Genomic DNA, 24,457 nt, shown 5'->3' with positions numbered 1-24,457 from the left:
CGGTGTCAAGCGTCCATCTCGACGAGGGGGCGTACCTCGACCCGCCCCTTCGCGCCGATCGGAATGCGGGCGGCGATCTCGGTGGCCTCGGCGCGGCCGGGGGCGCTGAACAGGTACAGCCCGTCGATCACCTCCGCCGATTCGGGGAAGGGTCCATCGGTGAGCAGCACCTTCCCGTCCCGGGCCCGCACGGTGGTGGCGGTGCTGGGCGAATGCATGGCGGCACTGCCCCGTATCGCTCCGGCTGCGGATTCGGCGAACCTGCGATGCTCGTCCGCCCCCGCATCCCATTCGGGGGTACCGACCGCGATCACCTCGCCGGGCGGCTCCCACAGCAGGGCAACCCACCAGTCGGCCCGGATCTCGCCGTGCGGTTCCCACATCGCCAGCGGACGCACCTCGATGGACCCGGAATCGGCCGCGGGCAGCTGTTGTGCCAGGCCGATCGCGGCATCGAGATCGTCGGCCTCGAATACATAGAACCCGCCGACGACCTCGGCGAGCTCGGTGAACGGACCGTCGGTCACCAGGGTCCGTCCGCCGGTGTGTCGGATATTGATCGCTGTGGCGGTGGGGTGCAGCGCGGCACCACCGGCCACCGCCGCCCCGGCCTTCTCCTCGAAAGCGGCGTACCGAGCGACCTCCGCATCGAACTCCGGGGTCCCCGGCCGGGCATCCGGAGTGTCTTCCTGTCCGAACAGCAATGCCAGATACTGCATGAGCTCATCATCCTTCCTCGGAACGAGAAGTCCGCTACTCCTCTCTACCTTGACGACGAACGAAGCCGCGGATTCTCCACACCGCAGATCGGCCGCCTGCGCACCCCGGATCTGGCGATGCTGGCCGATCACCGGCCGCCGCTGACGTGTGGAGACGGCGGGCCGAGCGGGAACCGGTGGGCGTACAGCCTGATTCGCACCCCGCCCGGCGGCGGCCCGCACTCGAAATCCCGTGGCCGAAGGGCTGGTTCGCGGTTACCGTCGAAGTTGTGGCCGATCTCAGTGCTCCGCAGAACCTGTCCGCCGAAATCGTCGAGCAGTACCGCAGTCAGGGATTCGTTCATATCCCGAAAGTGCTCACCGCACCGGAGATCCAGCGGTATCTATCCGATGCTCGGGTCCTGCTCGACCGGGAACACAAGGTGTCCTGGGACGACGGAGAGGGCAATGTCATGGATTGGGTCGCCGATCCTGAGACCAAGAGCGCTGTCATGCGCACCCTCGCCCTGCATCCGCGTATTACCGGAATCGCGGAACTGCTCGCTGGACAGCAGCTGCGCATGTTCAAGTCCGAACTACTACTCAAGCGAAGCACCGGAGCCAGCCCTACCCCGTTCCACTTCGACGATTTCGCCTTCCCCATCGCAGGGCGGGCGGTGACGCTGACCGCCTGGGTGGCATTGGTCGACGTCCCGGTGGAACGCGGCTGCCTGACATTCGTACCGGGTTCCCATATTTGGCCCGAGGCCACCGAATCCGAGGCAACCGCCGAATCGAATCCGGCCGCCGCCGAACTCTGGGATCCGTTCGATGTATTCCCGGAACTGGTGTGGCGGCCACGGGTCGCCGTCCCGATCCGTGCCGGGGACTGCACATTCCATCACTCCCGACTCGTACACGCGGCGGGTACCAATGCGACCGCCACCCCACGCATTTCCCTCACCTCCGTGTACATGGATGCCGCCGCCGTGTACCAGCCCTCGGCCGGAAACGGCTATCAGGACGAGGTGGTAGGGGTTGAACCGGGCGCGCCGCTGGACACCGACCGCTACCCGCGTGTGGGGCTGGATGTTTCCGTCTGAGGCCCTCGGCTCGCCTGCGCGAACTCGCCTTTCACCCATGCCACGGCCCGAGGCTCGACAGTGATCGTGGCGACGACGCGAGAACGCGCCGTGTACTCGAGATCCGAACCGCTTCGGATGTCGACATCTCCGCGCGCCAACGCTTTCAGCTGCTGAGCAAGGCGGCGAATCGCTCTACCGGTCGTGAACGTACCGCTCGACTACGTCATTCCGGCTCACCGGACAGAACGTGTCTGCGTCGCCGGATCTGTTCTGACCGTACTCCCCGATGTGTCGTCCAGACGGCTCAGCGACTGCATCGCCTCGTGCTCTACGCGGGATATATCGCCGAGGACGGAACCGGCGCGCACGAGGTTTTCCCCATCGCCCGATTCGCCGGCCGCAGTGATCAACGCGGCGACTTCGGTCCACAGCGCAGCTGCCTCGGTGTAGAGCCGGTGGCCGGTGCGCAGATGGCTGCTGTCGAAGAGTTGGGTGCACTCGGCGAGGAAGTCACGGTAGAGGTTGCGGAACAGGGCGCCGCCGGTGCCGGCCTGCTCCATGAGTCGGGCGGCCAACGGTAGGTCTTGCTGTGGGTTGTCGGTCCGTTGGAGCCATGTGCGCACCAGTCGACCGGCCTTCTCGATGCCTCGGCAGCCGAAGTTGACGATGGGTGGGTTGAGGAAGGTGGCGGCGCACGCGGTGATGGCGGGAATGATCCGGTCGTGGGGCGAAGCGGTATTCCCGGGTTTGGTGACGGTGAAGGACCGGTGTTTGGCGGTCATCGGGCCGCGCGCGGCCCTGGCCTGGGCAAGACTGGTCAAGGTGGTGGATACGGCTCCGCCCTGCTGCTCGGTGTCCACCAGGTAGGCGCTGTCGCTGTCGTAGCCGTACATGGCGACGATATGCCCGCCGAAGTGCACCTTCGACCCGAAGTAGTCCAGGTAGTAGCTGTCGAGCTGAAGCCCGACGGGACGGCCGGTGGCGAGGGGGCCTGCGACATTCTCCCAAGCTCTACCGGCAGAGACGGTCTCCTGAACCAGGAGTTCCAGACTCAGTTGGGTGGCCAGGTTCCTGGTGAGATCGAAAGGTTTGACCCGTCCGCCGAGGAAGGGGAATCCCATATTCTTGTTGTCCCAGTAGATGAAGGACAGACCGGAGCCCAGGCCGAAGAGCATGGGCTCGGACAGGTCGATTCCCTCGTGTCGCAGCAGAACTCCCAGAGCTGTCGTCTCACAGTGCTGCGTGCCGCGGGCATCGATGTCGATCACCGTGGTCATGCCGAGCCTTCCTCGATATGCGGTTCGCCGTCGTGACGAAATATCGCTCCCATGGTGGACCCTCCCGTAGCGGGAGAGTCCACGTCGAGGAGCGCCATCCGCTCCAATCAGGCCATCCACCACGACACCGCGAACACTGCGAGTATCGCGCACACCGAGACAACGGCCAGCGCCTTCGCCAGCCAGGGCTGCCACTGCTGGAGACGTTCCACCCCGACATAGAGCCCGCTGATGACGACAATGGGCACGATCGCCGGAAGGATCAATGCCACTAGCGGACCGATGATCCATCCCGCGATCCGAAATTTTCCCCAGGTGGTCCCGAGTAGCAGTGGGATGGCGAGGGCCCCGGCGAGCCCGCCGATGAGCGCCGGGATCGGCCGCTCCCCTATCCACGGCACACCCGCAATCCCTGAAATATTCAGCAGGTCGAGGGTGGACCACATCCCGAGCGAGACGATCAGGGCCAGCGTGCCCCAGAGCGCAATCCTATAGTGCCACTTCTGAATTGGCGCCCAGTCGACCTGCCGGGCGAAATGCATGGTTGCGGCCGTGACGGCGGCCCAGACCATCCAGCGGCGAAGCAATCCGGTGCCGGTCTTGGCCATGGCGTCGCGAAATACCCGGTCGGCCTCGTCCCGGTAGATCTCGCGTGCGGCGATGTAGCTCGCGGGTTCGTCTTTGTGCAGGACCAAACCGTCGTGCAGGATCGCGGCCGGCAGGTGCGCGCCGGTCTTGGGCACCAGCCAGGTCAGGAAGAACGGCACCGAGGTGAGGTCGGTGGTCCAGTTCTCCAGATCGGCCGGTACCAGAATTCTGCCGATACCGACTCCCGGAACATTGTCGTCATACCCGATCCGGCGGAGCAGCCGGAACTCCTCGCGGCGGGTGGCTTCATTGAAGCGCCGGTCGAGGACAATGACGAGATCCGGTTCCAGATCGTCGGCGACATCCTGATCGTCGGCGCGGGTCCGCGGCGATTCGGGCGGTTCCGCGACATTGACCACGACCGCCTCGGGGGCAATAGCGGCGGCCGCTTCCTCCGCCGGCGCCTCACCGCCGTCGTAGAACGGCCCGTCGTCTTGCTCCACCTGGAGCTTCATTCATTCAGGATCGCAGGTGACCGTGCCCGGAGCTGGGATTTCGCGTCCCAGTTCCAGCACAGTCGTCCCTACTGGGCGCTGAGGGGTGCCGATGTGGCTTCGGTCGGTGCTCTGTGTGTCGCCCGACGCGCCGCGCCGGCGTTCGCGGCACGGCGTGCGCGCAGTCCGCCGACCAGGCACAGTACTGCGCCGAAGGCGATCCAGGTGACGAGCACGGTGAGGGTGTGGGTGGCGCCGCGGCCGTCGAAGAAGGCGGTCGATCGGAGCAATTGGCCACCTGCTCCGGGAGGCAGTAGCTGACCGAGCGTGCCCGACCAGCCGGGCAGCATCTCGGGTGCGGTCGCCGTGCCCGAGAGGGGGTTGCCGATGAGCAGCATCAGAGCAGCGCCGATCCCGATTCCGGCGTATCCGAAAAGAGATTCCAGCCCGAGGATGGTTAGGGAGGTGGCCGCGATGGTCAGCGCGATGGCGCCGGCGTTGGCCGGGTAGGACCCGCTCAGTGAGCCGAACCAGAATTGCAGGATCGCCGCCACGGTCAAGCCGCCGGTCGCCGCGAAGACGAGTGCCCCGGCGGCCCGGCGGACAGTGCCGTGAACGAATCTGGTCAGCAACACCGCGGCCAGCAGACCGCCCATCACCAGTGGCAGAGCTCCTGCGGCCAGGCCGACGCCGCGGGGATCGTCGGCGGGCAGGGCCGCGAGGTCGCGGACAGCGACCGGTGTGCCGGATTGTCCTATCTGGCCGAGGCCGGTCGCCATGGTCTGCAGGGTCTGGGCGACCGCGGTGCTGGCGGCGGAGGCGACGATGACTTGCGGGGTGCCGGAGCTGACGTCGATCGCCCCGTACACCTGCCGGGCGCGGATGAGTTGTTCCGCGGCTGCAGTGTCGGCGACTTCGGTGACCTCGAACCCGCCCGGCAGACGCTGCTCCAGTGTGATGCGGATCTGTGCGACCGCGCTGGTCGGGCCTGCGACGGCGATTGGCACATCGTGAACCGACGACCGCACCGATGGCCAGGCGAAGGCGATGAGTAGTACGCCGATGATCGCCGTGAGCACGGCGACTGCTCTGGCCACCGTCAACCATCGTGACGGAAGCGCATCGGTGACGAGCGGTGCCGACGTGGTCATTTCTACTCCTCGAACAGTTGGGCCGGGACCGGTGTTCATCGCAGGGTGAGCCGGGTCTCGGATTCGACGCGGGTCAGCTTCTGCGGATTGCGGACGTAGTAGAGGCCGGTGATGCGGGTGTCCTCGACGCGCACCGCGATCACACCGTCGAGTTCCCCCTCGACGTGCAGGGCCAGGGCGGGGCTGCCGTTGATCGCGGTCGCCTCGATGGTCAGCGTGACATCGTTCTTGGTGAGGCCGCCGACAATGAAACGTGCCACCTTGTCAGCCCCGAGGACTGGCCGTGGTGTGGCCTGCTTGATGCCGCCGCCGTCGCTGATCGCGACAACGTCGGGGGCGAGCACGTCGAGTAGGCCCCGCATGTCGCGGGTCTCGAGCGCCCGCTGGAAGGCTTCGAGAGCCGCCTCGGCCTGCCGTGCGGTGACTGTGCGGCGCGGGCGGCGGGCTTCGACGTGACGGCGGGCGCGGTGGGCGATCTGGTGCACGGCGGCGGGAGCCTTGTCGACGGCGTCGGCGATCTCGTCGTAGCCGATCCCGAATGCTTCGCGCAGCACGAACACCGCCCGTTCGGTTGGGGTCAGCGTCTCGAGAACGAGCATCAGCGCCATCGATACGCTTTCGGAGAGTTCGACATCAGCGGCGACATCCGGAGTGGTGAGCAGGGGCTCCGGCAGCCACGAGCCCACGTATGACTCTCTGCGACGTTTCATCGATCGCAGCCGATTGAGCGCTTGCCGGGTGGTGATCTTTACCAGGTAGGCGCGTTGATCGTGCACCTGCCCCATGTCGACCTTCGCCCATCGCAGCCAGGATTCCTGCAAGACGTCCTCGGCGTCGGCGGCCGAGCCGAGCATCTCGTAGGCGACGGTGAACAGCAGATTGCGGTGCGCGACGAAAGCATCGGTCGCCGGGTCGGCGGCGTCACCGCCGCGGCCGCGGCCCGCTGCCTCGTTGTCGGCCCGCCGCTGGCCGCGAGGTGCATCTGTGGTGTCCATGGAGTCCGCTCCCGTCGGTAACTGCTGGCGAATTCGGTGGCCTAGGCGACCGGTGCCGCCGTGTCACCGCGCTGGGCCCGCAGCAATGCCGGCCTGTGCTTGCCGTCCTTGGGCCAGGAATGCGAACCGGGCTTACGCGCTTCGGTCACCAGGTGCTTGACGCTGAAGGCGCAGGACATCTCCTTGAGCTTCTTGCCCGCGAGGCCGCTGAAATAGAGCCGCATAGCGGCGTCGTCCTTGTGGGCGAGTTGGAAGATGCCGGCGCGGCGCCCGAAGCTGATACACATGGCGGCGAACGACAGGTCGATCGGCGCCGACCGCTCACCCGCGATCCGGTTCAGCACCGTGTCGGCGGCATGAGCGCCCAGGCATCCCGCGGCGTAGGCGCTCATCCGGAACGGCAGGTCCGATGGCGCCGACGAGTCGCCGGCCGCCACGATGCGTTCGTCGTCGAGGCTGGTCAGTGTTTCGTCGGTGAGAAGCCGCCCGGCGGTGTCGGTGCGCAACCCGCTGCTGGCGGCCAGATCGGGCACACCGAACCCCGCGGTCCAGATGGTGATCTTACTCGCCAGCGTGCGTCCGTCACTGAGTTCCACGGCATCGCGTGTCACCGTCGTGACCGATGTGTCGGGGCCTTCGAGGACGCTGACCCCCAGTTCGGCGAGGTACTTCCGGGCGGTGCGTCGAGCCCGAGGGTGCAGGTACGGACCGACGACCCCGCCGCAGACCAACGTGACAGCGCGACCCTGCTCGGCCAGCTCCGCAGCGGTCTCGATACCGGTCGGACCACCCCCGACAACAGTCACCGCGGCCGCCAAGGGCGTGTCGAACAGCACCGACCGCACCCGCTGCGCCGCCTCCAATGTGGCGATCGGGTAGGCGAATTCGGCCGCACCCGGCACCCGCGGGCCGGTACTGCCGCTGCCCACCGCGTAGATCAGGTAGTCGTAGCCGATACTGTCGCCGTTGGTCAGCGTCACACTGCGCTCGGCCGCGTCGATCCGTGTCACGCTGTCGACGACCAGCCGGACACCCTCGGCCAGGACTTCGGTGTAGTCGACGACCGCATCGTGGGTCCCGCCCACCAGTTGGTGCAGACGCAGCCGGGGGACGAAGACCGAGCGCGGGTTGATTACGGTCACCGTCACGTCGTCGCGCTGTGTCAATCGATTGGCCGCCATCACTCCGGCATATCCGCCGCCGATCACGACCACATCGGTGTTGTTGCTCATGATGAATCTCCTTTGCTCCGAGGGGTTCGAGCACAAGACACCGCTTCGACGAAGTTTCTGACATCATGTGGCATGGATCACATGGCGTGCCCAGGGGGCGTTGCCTCGGATTCAACGGTCCAACGTGGTCTCGCGGCGCATACGCGAGAGCTTCTCGGGATTGCGCACGAAGTAGAGACCCGTGACCGAGCCGTGGTCGATCCGCACCGCCACGACGCCATCGATCTCCCCATTGAGTCGGACGATCAGAGCCGGCCAGCCATTGACCTGTGCCGGCTCGGCCGACGTCTCACCGCCCATCCAGCCCGAGCCGCGGGCCAGGACGCGAGCCACCTTTTCGGCCCCCACGATAGGCCGCAACAACGCCCGCTTGACTCCCCCACCGTCGCCCAAGAAGACGACGTCCGGCGCAAGGATGTCGAGCAGACTCTGCAGATCGCCTGTCTCGACCGCCCGTTGGAACGCCCCGAGCGCCTCTCGGGTCTCGGCCGGGGACACGTCCCCGCGCGGTCGGCGCGCGGCGACATGAGCACGTGCGCGGTGCGCGATCTGGCGGACCGCCGCAGGAGTCTTATCGACGGCGTCGGCGATCTCGTCGTATCCCACGTCGAATACCTCGCGCAGGACGAACACTGCCCGCTCGGTCGGGGCGAGCGTCTCCAGTACCAGCAGCATCGCCATCGAGATGTTCTCGGCCAGCTCGATGTCCTCGGCCACGTCGGGCGCGGTGAGCAGCGGCTCGGGTAGCCAGGGGCCGACGTAGGACTCCCGGCGCCGTCCGAGTGAGCGCAGCCGCCGGATGGCCTGACGAGTGGTGATCTTGGCGAGGAACGCGCGCTGATCCCGCACCGCGCCGAGATCGACGTCCGCCCACTGTAACCAGGTTTCCTGGAGGACATCTTCGGCGTCGGCGGCCGAGCCGAGCATCTCGTAGGCGACGGTGAACAGCAGGTTGCGGTGGGCAACAAACGCGTCGGTGGCGGGACCCCTGCGGTCGCCGTTCCTCATATGCCGCTCCTGTCTGTTCGCTCTCGAAGGTGTCACACGCAAGTGGCGCGTCCCGACCGCTTTGTGACACTCACGATCGGTGGCAGTCGTCACATGGCCGCACTGTCACAGGTATCCGGCCACTGGCGACTTATGTCCGTCCAGGTACCCGGACAGGAATATCAGAGAAGGGCAATCATCATGCGTATCACCGTCTTTGGAGCCAATGGACCCACCGGCCGCCTACTCACTGGACAGGCACTCGCCGCTGGCTATCAGGTTTCCGCGGTCACCCGGCAACCGGGTTCCTTTCCACTGAACCATGATCGGCTCGAGGTAGTCGGTGCCGATGTGCTCGATCCGGGGGCGGTCGATGCCGCCGTGGCGCAGGCCGATGCGGTGCTGTCGACACTCGGGGTGCCCGCCGGGAAGGAACCGATCAACACCTATTCGCAGGGCGCGGCCAATATCGTCGCCGCGATGCAGCGCCATCGGGTGCGTCGGCTCGCCGTGGTCAGCTCCAGCGGGGTCGACCCGCACCCGTACTCCGACGGCGGGCTCCTGTTCAACCGCGTGCTACTGCCGTACGTGACGCGGGTGCTGGGTAAGACGCTGTACGACGATATGCGGCGGATGGAAACGCTGATCCGCGCCACCGATCTGGACTGGACGATCGTCCGCCCGAGCGGCCTTTACCACCTGCCGACGGTCACCGACCACACCGTCGTCGAGGGCCACGCCGACGGTAGATTCACCGCCCGCACGGACCTGGCCGCGAGCATGCTGGCTCTGCTCGACAGCGACCGCTACCTCCGCACCATCGTCAGCATCATCACCACTGTCGACAACCCCACCCTGTTCCGGTGGGTCCGCAGCGAAGCGCTGGCCCAGCGCCGAGCGGCGTCGAGCACCGTATCCACCTGATCCGCAACGCCGATCGAATTTGCGGTCGCGATACCCCCTACTCGAATCCTCCTGTCGACCCGAATAGTTACTGCGCGATTACCGCCCCCGAATAGCGTCAGTAGGCGGAATCCACTGCTCTACTACAGATTCAGGTGATGTCATGACCAAGTCAGCGGTACCGGGGGCGGACTTGACGACGGCCGGTCTTTCCGCGGCAATCGCCGAACACGCGGCGCGACGGCCGGATTTGGTGGCGCTGGTGTGTGCGGGGCGGGAGACGACGTTCGGTGCGCTGCATCGGATTTCCTGCCAGGTCGCGAATGCACTGCAGGCTGAGGGGTTGGCGCCCGGGGCGCGGGTCGGGTATCTCGGTCGAGACAGCGAGCGGCTGTATCAGCTGTTGATCGCCGCGGCGGATAGCGGGCTGGTGCTGGTACCGCTGAACTGGCGGCTCGCAAGCACCGAAATCGAATACATTCTGCGGGATTCCGAGTGCGAACTGTTGTTCGTGGATGCTGCCGACGAACCTCTCGCCGCGCAGGCGATGGAGCGCATGGAGCGGCCGATTGGACTGGTCCGAATGGATCGTGACGGTGTCGCCGGTGCCGGATTCACAGCCTGGCATGCCCCTTACGCGGACTACCGGCTGCCCACGAAGACCTCCAGGCAGCAGGCGCTGCTACAGATGTACACCAGCGGGACGACCGGCCACCCCAAGGGCGTCGTCATTGCGCAACAGAGCCTGTTCGCGGTACGCGAGGTGCGGGACCGGTCGAGTATGCCGTGGCTCCAGCCACCACCGGACGATCGCTGCCTGGTACTCATCCCGGGGTTCCATATCGCCGGATTGGCCTGGGCGGTACAGGGATTGCTCGACGCGGTCACCACCGTCATCCTCCCCGAGTACACTCCGCCGGCGGCCCTGGCGGCTATCCGGACGTTCGACATCACCGCCGTGTGCGCGGTGCCGGTCATGCTGCTGCTGGTCATTGCCGAACCCGGTGTCACCCCTGCGGATTTCGCCGGATTGCGCCAGGTCGCCTACGGCGGCTCACCGATCCCGGAGGACATGCTCAACCTCTGTATGACGGTGTACGGCTGTGAATTCCTGCAGTTCTACGGAATGACCGAGACCGCGACGCCGATCACCTTCCTGCCGCCAGCGGACCATACGCCGGGCAGTCCGCGACTGCGGTCGTCGGGCACGTCGTACGCGGACTCGGAAATCCTGATTCTCGATAAGGCCGGAAATCCCTTGCCGCCCGGTGAGATCGGTGAGGTGGTGGTACGCGGTCCGGCCATGATGCTCGAATACTTCAACCGCCCGGACGCCACCGCCGCGACCCTCGTCGACGGCTGGATCCACACCGGTGACGCGGGCCGGCTCGATGAGGACGGTTATCTGTTCATCTGCGACCGGCTCGCGGACATGATCATTGTCGGTGGTGAGAACGTCTACCCGGCGGAAGTGGAGAATGTCCTGGTCGCGCATCCGGCAGTGCGCGAGGCCGCGGTGGTCGGCGCACCCGACGACCGCTGGGGTGAGCGGTTGCACGCCTTCGTCGCCTTCCACCCCGGTCAGTCCGCCACACCCCACGAGCTGATGATGTCCATTCGCGACAAGCTTGCCTCGTTCAAATTGCCGCAGCACATCGAGGTCCTCGACGCGCTGCCCCGCAATGCCAGCGGCAAGATCCTGCGTCGCACGCTGCGGGAACCGCTCTGGCAGGGCCGCGACCGAGCGGTGAACTGACCGGGCGTAAGGGTGCCGGTCGTAGGGGTACTGCCTGACGAATCGGTGCTGCACCATCGGGTCCGATCACGAAGGTGGGCGAACCGGAAGGCAGCACTATGGAATTCCGAGTTCTCGGTGCACTGGATGTCCGTTCCGACGGGACGAGGCTCGATCTGGGCGGGCTGACCCGCCGGGCGGTCCTCGGATATCTACTGCTGCACGACAATCAGGTGGTGGCGGCGAGCAGGATACGTGAGGCGCTGTGGCCGGAGGGCCCGCCGCCGACCGCACGCAAGATCGTGCAGAACGCGGTGTCCGCCCTGCGGAAGACGCTGGCGCACAGCAATTCCGATACCGGAGGACCGGCACTGCTCACCCAGGTTCCCGGCTATATTCTCCGCGTCGACCCGACTGCGGTGGACCTCAACCATTTCCGGCTTCTCGCCGGCCAGGGTCGGACCGCACTACGAGCCGGGGCCATCGACTGTGCACGCGAGCGGCTGCGCGCGGCCATCGGCATATGGTCGGGTGCCGCGCTGGCGGATCTGGTGGAGGCCGGGCTCGGCTGGAGTGAGCTGACCGCTCTCGAGGACGAACGCCTCAATGCCTACGAGGACTGTCTGGAGGCGGAGTTGGCCGACGGGCGGCATCGCGAGATCACACCGGAATTGGAATTGCTCACCGCGACAGCGCCCCTACGGGAGGGGTTTCACCGGCAGTACATGCTTGCGCTGTACCGATCGGGACGGCAGGCGGAGGCGCTGCGCGTGTACCAGCGTTCCCGCGCGGCACTGGTGGAGCATCTCGGCATCGAGCCGGGGCGGGATCTGCAACGACTGCTGCGACTCATACTCGCGCAGGACTCCTCGCTACAGACCGCCCAGCTAGTGCGGCCGACCGCGTGAGCGCAGCCCTAGGCTGTCCGAATCCGCTGCGCCGCTTCGATTCCTGAGCGGCAACAGGCTTCCAGCGGTGCGCCACGCAGGTAGTCGCCGGCCAGTTCCAGCCCCTCGACCCCCGTGACCTGACCGCGCACCCGGTCGAGGAAGGCACCGTGGTGTGGCACATACGCGCAGTAGGCGGCATCCCAAATACGGGTGACCGTATCCTTGCGCCCGATTCGCTCGTGGCCGAGCAGACCGAACAGACGTCGTTCGGCATCGTCGACCCATTCGGCAAGCACATCCGCGGTGGGCACGGGGCGGGCCTGGCGGCCGCTGAAGGTGTAGCGGACGATATCGAGATCGTTGATCCCGTAAACACCGGCATTGCTGCACGGCCCGTCGTCGAGGACGATGGCGCGCACCCGTGTTCCGAACACCGGCCGTTCGTAGTGCACGAGCACGACCGCGGCCGGGAAATATCGGACCTCCTGGAGGGTTTCGCTCAGCTCCGGCAGGTCGGCCTTGACCAGCTCCGCGGTCGCGTAGGCAGGCGTCGCGAGCACCACGGCGTCGTAGTGACAGTCGGCGACCGGCCCGCCATCGGTGCTGATGGCCAGCCCCGTCACGCGTCCACCGTCGGTGATCAATCGCTCCACTCGTGATGAGGTGCGTACCGAAACTCGTTCCGCCAGTGCGGTGACGGCCGGAGTGATGCCGTCGGTGAGCTGATCGTATGTGTCCATGATCATCGACAGATTGGTACCGAAGGTACCCAGGTACACCTCGTCCGGCTCTGCCCCGTTCATCCGAACGGTCATCGGCCGGAACATCTTGCGCACGATATCGGAGCCGAAATGTTCCGACAGCGGCCGATCGTCGGAGGCGGCGGCCACCTGCGCGAAGGCCGGTGCGCCGAGGAATCGGTTGGCCTCCGCACGCCGCACCAGCAGACCCAGCCGCGCGAGCTTCAGCAGGTCGCGGACAGATCCCAATCGACGCAGGCGCGAAACCTTGTCCCAGGCGGTTTGGGTGCTGTCCAGGGTCAGCAGCTTGCCGTCGACGACCCGGGAGGTGTTGATGCCGAACGGTTCATAGCGCGGCGTCCCGAGCCGATCGAGGAACCCGCGCAGCGCCGAATACTTGCGTCCGAGATTCTTACCGCCGGTCATGACGGGCCGGCCGCCGAGCCGGTCGAGGCCGAAACGCCCGCCGAGCACCGGCAGCTGTTCCACCAGGTCGACCCGATATCCGGCCTCGTGCAATTCCAGTGCCGCCGCCATGCCGGCGATTCCGGCACCGACCACCGCAATGCGCCGGTCGGCTGTGGTCGCGTTGTTCATGTACTGATCTCCTCGGGTGCTGTGAGCGAGGCGGCATCGCGCCGGGGTGCTGGTGAAATGAGGTCGAATTCGATACGGCAGCCGGCGATCCGGACGCCGAACTGTGTCAGGTCGAGATGTATCTCGGCACAGTCGCTCTCGTCGTCGCGGTCGATACTGCTGGTGAGGATCAGGGGTGCGTGGAACTCCGCGAAACCGCTGAACTCGGCTGCCATCGTCACCGGTGCCGCATCGAGCGCGACCGGCGGCGACGCGCTGGTATCCGCGACGGCCAGGAGCGCGGCCTGCCGGAAGCCTTCCAGGAGCAGGGGGCCCGGAACATGGTCGTACGGGTGGTCGAAGAACGACGGATGCCGCCTGTCCACCACCAGTTCGACACCCGAATCGCCGGTTCCCACCACCACATTACGTTCATCGCGGCGGCCCACACGCGCGGGCGCCACGGGACTGGTTCGAAGTATCGAGCCGCCCTGACCTCTACCGTTCTCGAGACGGTCGGCGAGTTGGTGTTGCCGCAGCTGCGCGTACGCCTCGGCGGGAAAGGCGATACCGCCGCCGCGAACGCTCACCGCCGCCGCGCCACCGACAGTTACCGTCGCGGTGAAACCATGATCGGTGAGATACGCGGTCCCGGCATCGAGGTCGGTGCGCAGTCGCACAATGCCCTCGAGCGGCGTGGCCCCATCATCGTGCAGGACGCTGCGGTCCTCGATATCGACGGCCACGCGCTGCAGGCTGAGCGCGGTATCCGGCGGCAGGTTCAGATATCGGTGCCCGAATACTGTCATGGCCTGCCGCACCGCCTCCACCAGCGCCAGCGGATCGTGCTGATCGCCGCGGCGATCCGACCAGAGCAGGTGCGCGCGCGGAATCTGCACCGCGGCAAGGTATTCGCCGACGCCGACCGCGGCGGTATCGGCGACGAAGACTTCGCCGAGGCAGCGGCGGTGCGCCAGGGAGCGGGGCACGGTCTGCTCGAAACTCAGTCCGCCCGTATTCTTCGTGTGCGAGGGCACCGGTTCTCCTTTCCGATCAACGCGTAACCGGCGCTACCGCAGCCAGTTCGGTATCCAGTAGTGCGGCCAGCGTGCGGGGGGTCGGATTGTCGAGGAAGGCGCTCACGGGCAGCACGAGTCCGGTGATCCCGCTGATCCGGCTGCGCAGTTCGAGTACCGACAGCGAGGTCAGACCGGTTGCCAGCACGCCGGTATCGTCATCGATCGACGTGACTTCGACGCGGTCGGCGAGTATCGCGGTGAGCTGTGCCCGCACCGCCGCCAAGAGGTACTCACCACGTTCGGAAGCTTCGAATTCGGCCAGTGCCGCCACGAGTCCGGCGACCGGATCGGTCTGTTCCGGCGCGGCCTGGGCTGCCTCGGGGTCGACACCGAAATGGGCGGTCGTGGCTCCGCCACCGCTGGCGCACCAATAGTGCTGGGTGCCATGCCAGTAGCGCCGATGCTGGAAGGCGTAGGTGGGCAGGTCGACGGTGCGGGCGCCGGATCCGGTGAATACCTCCGGCCACGCGACCGCCGCGCCCCGCACCCAGATGCCGGCGACCGCGCCGAGCAGGTCCCGAGCCTCGGTGCCGTTCCCGCGCAGACCCGGCAGAATCGCGCAGCGGTCGTCGGCGACGCACTCGGCGGTCATCCCCGACAGCACATCGCCCGATCCGATTTCGAGGAAGGTGTCCACCCCGGCGTCCCGCAGACACCGCACACTGTCGTGGAACAGCACGGTGCCGCGCGCCTGCCGCACCCAATACTCCGGTGTGCTCAGCTGTGCGGAGGTCGCGACCAGCCCGGTCACGTTGGATACCAGGGGAATCGAGGATGGCTTCAGCTCGACGCCCGCCAGCACGGCGCGGAAATCCGCGAGCAGCCCGTCCAGCTGCGGTGAGTGGAAGGCACGCGCAACACCCAGACGGCGGGTACGACGGCCACGGCCACGCCAATACCGCGCCAGCTCCAGCACCGCCGCCTCGTCCCCGGAAAGAACGGTGGCATTCGGCCCGTTGTCCGCGGCGACCGACACCCGATCCCGGTAGCCCCCGAGAGCTTCTTCGGCTTCCGCGCGCGAAGCCCGCACGGCGAGCATCGCACCGGGTCCCAGTCTCTGCATGAGCCGCCCGCGCGCCGCCACCACGGCGGCGGCATCCGGCAGCGCGATTACTCCGCCGAGATGCGCGGCCGACAGCTCCCCGATGGAGTGCCCGAGCAGGAAGTCCGCTGTCACGCCCCATGATTCGAGCAACCGCCAGATCGCGACCTGCACACTGAACAAGGCGGGCTGGGTGAACTCGGTCCGGTCGAGAGTTTCCGAGTCGGCGTCGAACACGATCTCGCGCAGTGGGCGATCGAGATGTGGGTCGAAGGCGGCGCACAGCTCGTCGAAGGCGGCCGCGAACGCGGGAAACAGCTCGTACAGCTGTCTTCCCGTACCTGGCCGCTGACTCCCCTGCCCCGGCAGCAGCACACCGAGTCGCCCGCTCGATACGGCACCGACCACGGCATCCGAGCTCCCCGCGCCTTGCGCCACCGCTTCGGCTGCGGCCCGCAGCCGTTCGGTCTCACCGGCGATCAGCACGGCGCGATGGTCGAAGACAGCGCGGGTCGTCACCGAGGCGTATCCGAGATCGACTATGGCAGCGGCGTTTTCGATACCGATCGTGGCTACCAGGCGGGCGGACTGCTCTCGCAATGCCGCCGCACCACGTGCCGAGACGACGACCGGATAGGTCGGCAGGCGGGAAGAGTCGGCGACTGTGCTGTCGGCGCGGGCGGTCTCGGTGATGTCTTCGGCCGCAGTGCCCGTGGCCGTCTTGAAATCCCGCTGCTCCGAGTCGTATCCGGCCGTGTCGTACTCGACGACGACATGCGCGTTGGTGCCGCTGAATCCGAACGCCGAGATCGCCGCCCGGCGCGGATTGCCGGTCTCCGGCCACGGCACGGATTCGGTTGCGAGCCGCAACTGTCCCGCCGACCAGTCGATATGCTCCGAAGGCCGATCGACGTGCAGCGTCGCGGGCACCACGCCGTGCCGCATCGCCATGATCATCTTGATCAGTCCCGCCGCTCCGGCAGCCGACTGGGTATGCCCGATATTCGATTTGATCGACCCCAGCCACACGGGTCGTTCCAGCGCGCGGTGGCGGCCGTAGGTCGCGAGTAATGCTTGCGCCTCGATGGGATCGCCCAGTGTGGTGCCGGTACCGTGTCCCTCGATCACATCGATCTCGGCGGCACTCAGGCCCGCGGCGACCAGCGCGCGCCGGATAACCCGTTGCTGTGCTTGACCATTGGGCGCGGTAAGCCCATTGGACGCGCCGTCGGAATTGACCGCGCTGCCACGCACCACCGCCAGGACAGGATGGCCGTGGCGGCGCGCGTCCGACAGCCGTTCCAACACGACCAGCCCCACACCCTCCGACCACGCCGTGCCGTCGGCGGCCGTCGCGTACGGTTTGCAGATCCCGTCCGGCGCCAGTGCCCGTTGCCGGGAGAAAGCGACGAACTGGGTGGGCTGGGTAATCACGGTGATGCCACCGGTCAGTGCGAGGGAACAGGATCCGGCGCGCAATGCCTCGACGGCCTGGTGCAGTGCCACCAGCGCACCGGAGCAGGCCGTGTCGACGGTAATGGCGGGTCCATCCAGTCCTAGCGCGTAGGCGATCCGCCCGGTGGCCAGGCTGACCTGATTGCCCAGGACGTAATAGGTTTCGTAGCCGTCCCAATCCGGACACCAGTCCGAGTAGACCTGATCGCTCACCGCCGCGAAAACCCCGGTATCGCTGCCGCGCAAGGTCGTCGGGTCGAGGTGGCCGCGTTCGAACGCCTCCCACGCCACCTCCAACATCAGCCGCTGCTGCGGATCCATCGCCGCCGCTTCGCTATCGGAGATGCCGAAGAAGGCGGCATCGAATCCCGTCGCGTCATCGAGGAATCCACCCAGCCCGACAGTCGGATTACCCGGCTCGTCGTGGTCGGCGGCCGCCCGCCAGCCACGATCGGCAGGGAAGGGCGACCGCACGTGGCGGCGCTCGGATACCACCCGCCAGAGGTCCTCCGGCGAGGCGATACCGCCCGGGAACCGGCAGGCCATACCGATGACGGCAATCGGTTCCGCCGCCCGCTGTTTCAGCGCGCTGAGCTCCTGGCGGACCTGTAGCAGGTCGGCCACCGTGCGCCGCAGATACCGGCGCAGTTCGTCCTCGGCCATCTCGTACTCCCTCGGTCTCCCCCGATTCCCATTGCTGTTCAGTCCAACTGGTCGATCAGCCCGAACAGCTCGCGGTCGTCGGCGGTATCCAGGTCGACCGAGACGCCGTCGACGCCCGCATCCAGCTCCCGTACCACCGCACGCAATCGCACGGCCAGATCGCGCCGGTCCTCCGGACCCAGTTGGGCGGCGGCACAGCCGCGGGCCACTCCCTCGATGCCGGCGCGCAGCCGCGCCGGTGCGTCGTCGACGGGGACGATCTCCTGGCGCAGGTACTCGGCCAGTGCGGCCGGGGTCGGATGATCGAATACGACCGTGGCCGCCAGGGCGATGCCCAGCGCCGACTTCAACCGGTTGCGGAACTCCATCACACCGAGCGAGTCGAATCCGAGCTCCTGGAACGGCCGGGTGGGGTCGATCGCATCCGGGGATCGGTGTCCCAGCACCGCCGCCGCCTGCACCCGCAGTGCGTCCACAATGGTCTGCCCTTGCTCGGCAGGGTCCATACCTGCGAGTCCCGCAATGAATTTCGCCGATTCGGCAGACCGTGCGGCGGCGGTGCGCCGGGGAGCCCGCGCCAGGCCACGCAGCGGTGGCGGAATATCGGCCGGGTCCTGCGCCGACAGCGCCGCGGTATCCCACCGGGCGGCGACAACCGCCTCGTTCGCCCCGGCGAGGGCGGCGTCGAACAGGGCGACACCGTGTGCGTCGTCGATGGGCCGCATACCCTGCCGGCGCATGCGTGCCCAATCCTGATCGCTCAGTTCGGCCGTCATACCGTTGCTGCCGCGCCAAGCGCCCCAGGCCACCGCCGTGGCCGGCAGCCCCGCCACCCGACGCTGCCGCGCCAGTGCGTCGATAAAGGCATTGGCCGCCGCGTAATTGGCCTGTCCGGGACCTCCCAGTACACCCGCCACCGACGAATACAGTACGAACGCGGCAAGATCCGCGTCCACGGTCGCCTCGTGCAGTCGCCAGGCGGCATCGACCTTGGGCTTGAATACGGTGGCAAACTGGTCGGCGGTCAACGATTCGAAGACCGCATCATCGAGCACCCCCGCCGCATGCACCACCGCGGTCAGTGGATGGTCGGCGGGTATCTCGGACAGCAATGTCGAAATCGCCTGCGGCTCTGACAGATCAGTGGCGACAACGGACACTTCCGCGCCGTGTTCGGTCAGCTCGGCCGCCAGTTCGGCGGCACCCGTGGCGGCCGGACCTCGGCGACTGGCCAGCACCAGCCGTCGCACGCCGCGGGCGGTGACGAGGTGGCGCGCGATGACCGCGCCCAGACCACCGGTACCGCCGGTAATCAGTACGGTGCCGTCGGGCCGCCACGGGACCGGCAGGGCCAGCACATTCTTGCCGATGTGGCGGGCCTGGCTCATGAAACGCAAGGTCTCGGCAGCCTCGCGGACGTGCCAGCAGGTAGTCGGGATCGGCTGTAGCGCACCGGATTCGAACAGATCCGCCAGTATCGTGAGTATCTCGCGCAGCCGGTCGGGTCCGGCCTCCATCAGGTGGAAGCTGCGGTAGCGCACACCCGGGTGTCCCGCTGCCACCTGCTCCGGTTCACGCCGGTCGGTCATGCCCATCTCGATGAAGCGACCGCCGCGCGGCAGCAGCCGGAGCGACGCGTCCACGAATTCCCCCGCGAGAGAATCGAGAACGACGTCGACGCCGCTGCCACCGGTAGCAGCGGTGAACCTGCTCTCGAAATCCAGGCTGCGCGAGTCGCCGACGTGGTCGTCGTCGAATCCCATATCGCGCAGCACATTCCACTTGGGTTTGCTGGCGGTGACATAGAGTTCGGCCCCGAGATGGCGGGCCAGCTGGCTGGCGGCCATGCCCACGCCGCCCGTGGCGGCGTGCAGCAGCAGCTTCTCCCCGGCCTCGAGTTCGGCCAGATCGACCAGGCCGTAGTATGCGGTCGCGAACACCACCGGAGCGGCGGCGGCCTGCGCGAATGTCCAGCCGCGCGGCATGGGTGCCACCAGGCGTCGGTCCACCACCGCGGTTGACGCGACGGCCGGGATGAAGCCGAAAACCCGATCGCCGGGCTCGAATTCGGTGATATCGGGGGCGACCTCGACGACCACTCCCGCACCCTCCCCGCCGATTCCGGCATCCGGGTCGGGGTACATGCCGAGCACGATCAGCACATCGCGGAAGTTGACGCCCGCGGTGCGGACCTCGATGCGCACCTGTCCGGGGAGCAGCGACGTCTCGGCGTCCTCATCCGCGACGAGCGCGAGGTTGTCCGGAGTGAGGGTGCCCCGGCCCCGCGGCCGCAATCGCCAGGGCGCGTCCCCCGGCGGTTCCGCGATCATGGTCTCGGTACCGGCGCGGCTGAGCCGGGCGGTATGCGGCAGGCCATCGCGTACGGCCAGTTGCGGTTCCCCGGTGCTGGCCAGTGCCTGCGCCACCGCATCGCGGTAGTTCTCCCACTCATCGGTGTCGACGAGGAGCAGCCGCCCCGGATTCTCCGTCTGCGCGCTGCGCAGCAGGCCCCATGCCGCCGCACCGGTGAGGTCCGCGACTTCGGCACCATACAGGGCCACGGCATGGCGGGTCACCACGACCAGCGGGTCCTCGCCGGAATCCGCAGCCAGCAGCGGTTGCACGCGAGACAGCAGCCAGGCCACGCGTTCACGCACGAATTCAGGAGTGCCCGTCTCGGATTCGTTGCCGTCGCCGTGGAAGTCGGCCCGCAGCACCCGGGCCGAACGGTCGCCGAGCGTCACCGTCTCGATGCTGTCGCCCGAATCCCAGGCGACCGCGTCGGCTATCTCGGACCGTGCGAGCGCAGTCCAGCCCGGGATAAGCAACTCTGTCCCGACCGCCGACGCGGCGGTGAGCGCCGACCTCGGCAGTGTGCGCAGCGCCAGCGCCGCCACTTCCGCCACGGGGCTGCCGGCCGGATCGGCGAGGGTGAGCGTGATCCGGTCCGGCGCGGGAGTCGTCAGTCGCACGCGCAGTGAGTCCGCGCCCACCGCGTGCAGGGTCACCCCCTCCCAGGAGAACGGCACCGACACCTCGTCGCCGCCGAGTGTGGGCCCACGGAGCGCAAGAGCGTGCAGCGCCGCATCCAGCAGTGCCGGATGCACTCCGAATCGCTCGGCCGACCCGCGCGCCTGCTCGGGCAGATCCACCTCGGCGAACAATTCCTCCCCGCGCCGCCACAGCGCTGTCAGCCCGCGGAACAGTGGGCCGTAGCGGTAGCCGCGATCGGCGAGCCGGTCGTATCCGCCGTCGAGCTCGACCTTTTCGGCACCGGACGGCGGCCACACAGCGAAATCCACCGGGGCCGCGATAGGTTCGGACTCCGGCTGCACAACACCCTCGGCGTGACAGGACCATTCGATCGTCTCGTCGGATTCGGACTGGGGGCGGGAGTGGATGCTCATCGACCGCGAGCCATCTTCCTGTGTGGCACCGACAACGACCCGAAGTTCGAGCGCACCGGACTCCGGCAGTACGAGCGGGGCCTGCAATACCAGCTCGGCCAGGTGCGGACAGTCCGCGGCCGTGCCCGCGTACAGGGCAATATCGACATAGGCGGTGCCCGGCAGCAGAACGTTCCCGGCAATATCGTGGTCGGCCAGCCATGGGTGGGTACGCAGCGAGAGCAAGCCGGTCCAGATCAGGGTCTCGGTATCCGGCAGCTCTACCAGCGCGCCCAGGAGCGGATGGTCGGCATCGGCAAGACCCGCACCGCGCACATCGCCGCCACCAACGGGTTCCAACCAGTAGCGTTGCCGCTGAAAGGCATACGTGGGCAGGTCGACCAGATGTGCGCCGGCGCCGGTGAACATGCCGGCCCAATCGACCTGCGCGCCGGCGCAATAGCCGAGGGATAGGCCGCGCAGCAGATCCATCGGCTCTCCGTCGGATCCGGGTTCGCGCAGCATCGGCGCGGCGGTCGGGACGACCTCGGAATCCGATGCCGTGCGATGGACCAGCCCGGTGAGCACGGTGCCGGGACCGACCTCCCACAGCACGGACACCCCCTCCGGGCCGAGTAGTCGCCGCGTGGCGGCCAGGAATCGCACCGGCCGACGCACCTGGTTCACCCAGTAGTCCGGTGAACGCAGCTCGTCGTCGGTCAGCGGTGTGCCGGTGACCGTGGAGATGACCGGAATCGCGGCGCCGTGATAGGTCAGGCCCGCGCAGATCCTTCGGAACTCGGCCAGCATCGGTTCCATACACGGCGAGTGGAACGCGTGGCTCACGATCAATCTCTTCGTCCGCGTACCGCCTTCGCCAAGCAGGGCGGCGACCTCGGCCACGGCGTCCTCGTCACCGGACAGGACCAGCGAGCGCGGGCTGTTGACGGCGGCCAGGGATATGCGGTCCGTCCGCTCGGCGAGGAGTTCGGCCACATCCTCCTCGGCGGCCTCGGCCGCCAGCATGGCGCCGCCGCGCGGTAGCGCCTGCATGAGGCGGCCTCGCGCCGCGACCAGGGCGCAGGCATCCGTCAGCGACCACACCCCGGCCACATACGCCGCGGCGATCTCGCCGATCGAATGCCCTGCCACATAGTCCGGGCGCACACCCCACGAGCACATCAGACGAAATAGCGCCACCTCGATGGTGAACAGCGCGGGCTGGGTGTATCCGGTTTCGTCGAGCAGTTCGGCCGCTGGGGTGCCGGGCGCGGCGAACAGTACCGCGCGCAGGCCCGCCTCCCAGTGCGGGTTGGCGGCGTCGAACTGGACACACATCTCGTCGACGATCTCAGCGAACAGGGGGTAGGCGTCGTACAGTCGCCGGCCCATACCGGGCCGCTGCGCGCCCTGGCCCGGAAACAGCAGGGCCGTGCGAGCGTCTCGATCGGCGACGCCGCGCACCACCGACTCCGAATCACCGTCCTCGGCAAGCACCTCCAGTGCCTCGAGGAGACCGGTGCGGTCGGTGCCGAGCAGAACGGAGCGCCGGGCGAATTCGGCGCGGGTCACCGCGAGGGAGTAGCCGATATCGACGGGGGCCAGGTCCTCGTGTTCCCGCAGTGCAGTGAGCAGGCGACCGGCCTGCGCCGATACCGCGGTGTCATCGCGGGCGCACAGCACCCACGCGGTCAACGGAGGTTCCGACCGGTCAGCGGTTGTCGCGGGTTCCCGCGGCGGCTCTTCGATGATCACGTGCGCATTGGTGCCGCTGATACCGAACGAGGAGATACCGGCCCGCCGGGCCCGATCGCGGCGCGGCCACGGCCGCGCTGCCGCGAGCACCTGGACCTGACCGTCGCCCCAGTTCACGTGTTCGGTTCGGTGATCGGCATACAGTGTGCGCGGCATGATCTCGTGGCGCATGGCCATGACCGTCTTGATGACACCGGCCACGCCCGCGGCGGCCTGGGTGTGGCCCATATTCGATTTCACCGATCCCAGCCACAGCGGCCCGGCCGCACCCCGCGCCCGGCCGTAGGTCGACAGCAGTGCCTGCACCTCGATCGGATCGCCGAGTACCGTGCCGGTGCCGTGGCCCTCCACCACATCGACATCCGCCCCGCCGATACCGGCGTCGGCCAGTGCCGCGCGGATCAGCCGCTCCTGAGCCGGACCGTGGGGCGCGGCAAGTCCATTCGACGCGCCGTCCTGATTGACCGCGGAGCCTCGGATCACCGCCAGAATGCGCCGCCCGCGCCGCTGCGCTTGCGACAGACGTTCCAGGACCAGAACCCCGACGCCCTCCGACCACACGGTGCCGTCGGCCTCGGCGCCGTAGGACTTGCACCGGCCGTCCGGGGCCAGCCCGCGCTGGAGGCTGAACCCGATGAACGACTTGGGTTTCGGCATGACGGTGACACCGGCAGCCAGGGCCATTTCGCATTCCCCGCGGCGCAGCGCCTGTGCGGCCAGATGCAGAGTGACCAAGGAGGAGGAACAGGCGGTGTCCACGGTGACAGCGGGGCCCTCGAGACCCAGCGCATACGAGATGCGTCCGGAGGCAACGCTTCCCGTCACGCCTGTCATCAGGTAGCCGTGCAATTCCGGCGGAGCGTCGTCGTCGGCGTAGTCGGTATAGAACTGCCCGGCGTACACGCCGGTCCGGGTGCCACGCAGCGAGGTCGGGGCAATGCGCGCGTGTTCGACCGCCTCCCAGGCGACCTCCAGCAGCAGCCGCTGCTGCGGATCCATGGCGGTCGCCTCACGCGGTGAGATATCGAAGAACGCCGCATCGAAAAGCGGTGCGTCGTAGAGGAATCCGCCGGATCGGACATAGGATTTGCCGACCGAACCCGGTTCGGGATCATAGATGTCGGCCCAACCGCGGTCGGTCGGGAAGTCGGAGACCACATCGCGTTCGTCCGCGAGCATCTGCCAGAGATCCTCGGGTGAGGCGATGCCGCCCGGGTAGCGGCAGGCCAGACCGATAATCGCGATCGGTTCCTCGGGGGCCGTCACCGCCTGCGCATCGGTATCGGCTTCCCCGAGTTCCAGGCCGGTCAACCGGATGTGCAGCAGCTGCGCCATCCGCTCGATGGTCGGATAGTCGAAGGCCACAGCCGCGGTGAGTTCGACACCGGTCGTGACTCGCAGCCGATCTCGCAGTTCCACCGCGGACCTGGAGTCGAACCCGAGGTTCTGGAAGGACAGGCCGGTATCGATACCATCGGGTGCCATGGCGCCGAGCACGTCGCGTACCTGGCGCGCGATCAGATCGCGCAGCACTCGGATCTGATCGGTCGGTGCCAGCTGGGCAAGTTCGGCGCGCAATCGGGCCGGGTCGAGTTCACCTTCGCCTCGTGGCATCCCGCGCTCCTCCAACATCGTTGCGCCTCCTCGAAAGTCACTGCGCCCCGAAATACGGTGCGCCGCAGGGGGCACATGGTCGGCGCACCGTCTCGACCGAGCCTATGGACGC

The 24,457-nt window shown here is 67.5% G+C and carries 14 protein-coding genes and 1 pseudogene; 4 read left to right on the top strand and 11 right to left on the bottom strand.

What is annotated here, in order from left to right:
* Positions 1-5: 5 nt before the first annotated feature.
* Positions 6-719 (bottom strand): YciI family protein, encoded by a 714-nt coding sequence (locus NU1_RS33425; protein ID WP_067527646.1) that lies wholly within the window; start codon positions 717-719, stop codon positions 6-8.
* Positions 720-988: 269 nt separating this feature from the next.
* Here NU1_RS33425 and NU1_RS33420 point away from each other — a divergent pair, with 269 nt between their 5' ends.
* Entirely contained in the window at positions 989-1,801 is an 813-nt protein-coding gene (locus tag NU1_RS33420) for a phytanoyl-CoA dioxygenase family protein (protein WP_067527710.1), read from the top strand.
* 215 nt (positions 1,802-2,016) lie between these two features.
* On the opposite strand, the gene NU1_RS33415 is transcribed toward NU1_RS33420, so the two are convergent.
* The 6 genes from NU1_RS33415 to NU1_RS33390 form a co-directional block, all read right to left on the bottom strand.
* The gene (locus tag NU1_RS33415) at positions 2,017-3,060 is read right to left on the bottom strand and encodes a BtrH N-terminal domain-containing protein (RefSeq protein ID WP_067527645.1); all 1,044 of its coding nucleotides are present in this window, start codon (positions 3,058-3,060) and stop codon (positions 2,017-2,019) included.
* Between the two features lie 107 nt (positions 3,061-3,167).
* Positions 3,168-4,163 carry a DUF1353 domain-containing protein gene (locus NU1_RS33410; RefSeq protein ID WP_067527643.1) on the bottom strand — a complete coding sequence of 332 codons (996 nt, stop codon included), beginning with the start codon at positions 4,161-4,163 and terminating at the stop codon, positions 3,168-3,170.
* Between the two features lie 68 nt (positions 4,164-4,231).
* Complete coding sequence (locus tag NU1_RS33405) at positions 4,232-5,293, bottom strand: hypothetical protein (RefSeq protein WP_067527641.1); 1,062 nt, start codon at positions 5,291-5,293, stop codon at positions 4,232-4,234.
* Between the two features lie 35 nt (positions 5,294-5,328).
* Complete coding sequence (locus tag NU1_RS33400) at positions 5,329-6,288, bottom strand: RNA polymerase sigma-70 factor (RefSeq protein ID WP_084522045.1); 960 nt, start codon at positions 6,286-6,288, stop codon at positions 5,329-5,331.
* A 41-nt stretch (positions 6,289-6,329) separates the two neighbouring features.
* A complete protein-coding gene (locus NU1_RS33395; protein WP_067527639.1) occupies positions 6,330-7,520 on the bottom strand; it encodes an NAD(P)/FAD-dependent oxidoreductase in 1,191 nt (396 codons plus the stop codon).
* A gap of 111 nt (positions 7,521-7,631) precedes the next feature.
* Positions 7,632-8,528 (bottom strand): RNA polymerase sigma-70 factor, encoded by an 897-nt coding sequence (locus NU1_RS33390; RefSeq protein ID WP_067527637.1) that lies wholly within the window; start codon positions 8,526-8,528, stop codon positions 7,632-7,634.
* 180 nt (positions 8,529-8,708) lie between these two features.
* Between NU1_RS33390 and NU1_RS33385 the strand changes: the two genes are divergently transcribed.
* The 3 genes from NU1_RS33385 (at position 8,709) to NU1_RS33375 (ending at position 12,053) form a co-directional block, all read left to right on the top strand.
* Complete coding sequence (locus tag NU1_RS33385) at positions 8,709-9,431, top strand: NAD(P)-dependent oxidoreductase (RefSeq protein ID WP_067527706.1); 723 nt, start codon at positions 8,709-8,711, stop codon at positions 9,429-9,431.
* Positions 9,432-9,573: 142 nt separating this feature from the next.
* Complete coding sequence (locus tag NU1_RS33380; protein ID WP_084522044.1) at positions 9,574-11,166, top strand: long-chain-fatty-acid--CoA ligase; 1,593 nt, start codon at positions 9,574-9,576, stop codon at positions 11,164-11,166.
* Positions 11,167-11,264: 98 nt separating this feature from the next.
* Entirely contained in the window at positions 11,265-12,053 is a 789-nt protein-coding gene (locus NU1_RS33375; RefSeq protein ID WP_067527635.1) for an AfsR/SARP family transcriptional regulator, read from the top strand.
* Positions 12,054-12,061: 8 nt separating this feature from the next.
* On the opposite strand, the gene NU1_RS33370 is transcribed toward NU1_RS33375, so the two are convergent.
* The 4 genes and pseudogenes from NU1_RS33370 to NU1_RS33355 form a co-directional block, all read right to left on the bottom strand.
* Positions 12,062-13,372, bottom strand: coding sequence for an FAD-dependent oxidoreductase (locus NU1_RS33370; protein ID WP_067527633.1), 1,311 nt, complete (start codon positions 13,370-13,372; stop codon positions 12,062-12,064).
* Positions 13,369-14,388 carry an AfsA-related hotdog domain-containing protein gene (locus NU1_RS33365; protein WP_067527631.1) on the bottom strand — a complete coding sequence of 340 codons (1,020 nt, stop codon included), beginning with the start codon at positions 14,386-14,388 and terminating at the stop codon, positions 13,369-13,371. The genes NU1_RS33370 and NU1_RS33365 overlap by 4 nt, the downstream gene beginning before the upstream one ends.
* A 16-nt stretch (positions 14,389-14,404) precedes the next feature.
* A pseudogene (locus tag NU1_RS33360) lies at positions 14,405-17,581 on the bottom strand (type I polyketide synthase); the annotation flags it as partial.
* A 47-nt stretch (positions 17,582-17,628) separates the two neighbouring features.
* On the bottom strand, positions 17,629-24,345 hold the full coding sequence (locus NU1_RS33355) for a type I polyketide synthase (RefSeq protein WP_084522043.1): 6,717 nt from the start codon (positions 24,343-24,345) through the stop codon (positions 17,629-17,631).
* Between the last annotated feature and the right edge of the window lie 112 nt (positions 24,346-24,457).

Source organism: Nocardia uniformis NBRC 13702 (genome assembly GCF_001613345.1).
Taxonomy (GTDB): domain Bacteria; phylum Actinomycetota; class Actinomycetes; order Mycobacteriales; family Mycobacteriaceae; genus Nocardia; species Nocardia uniformis.
Note: the sequence above shows the minus strand (reverse complement) of the source record. Positions and strands in the feature narration are given on the sequence as shown.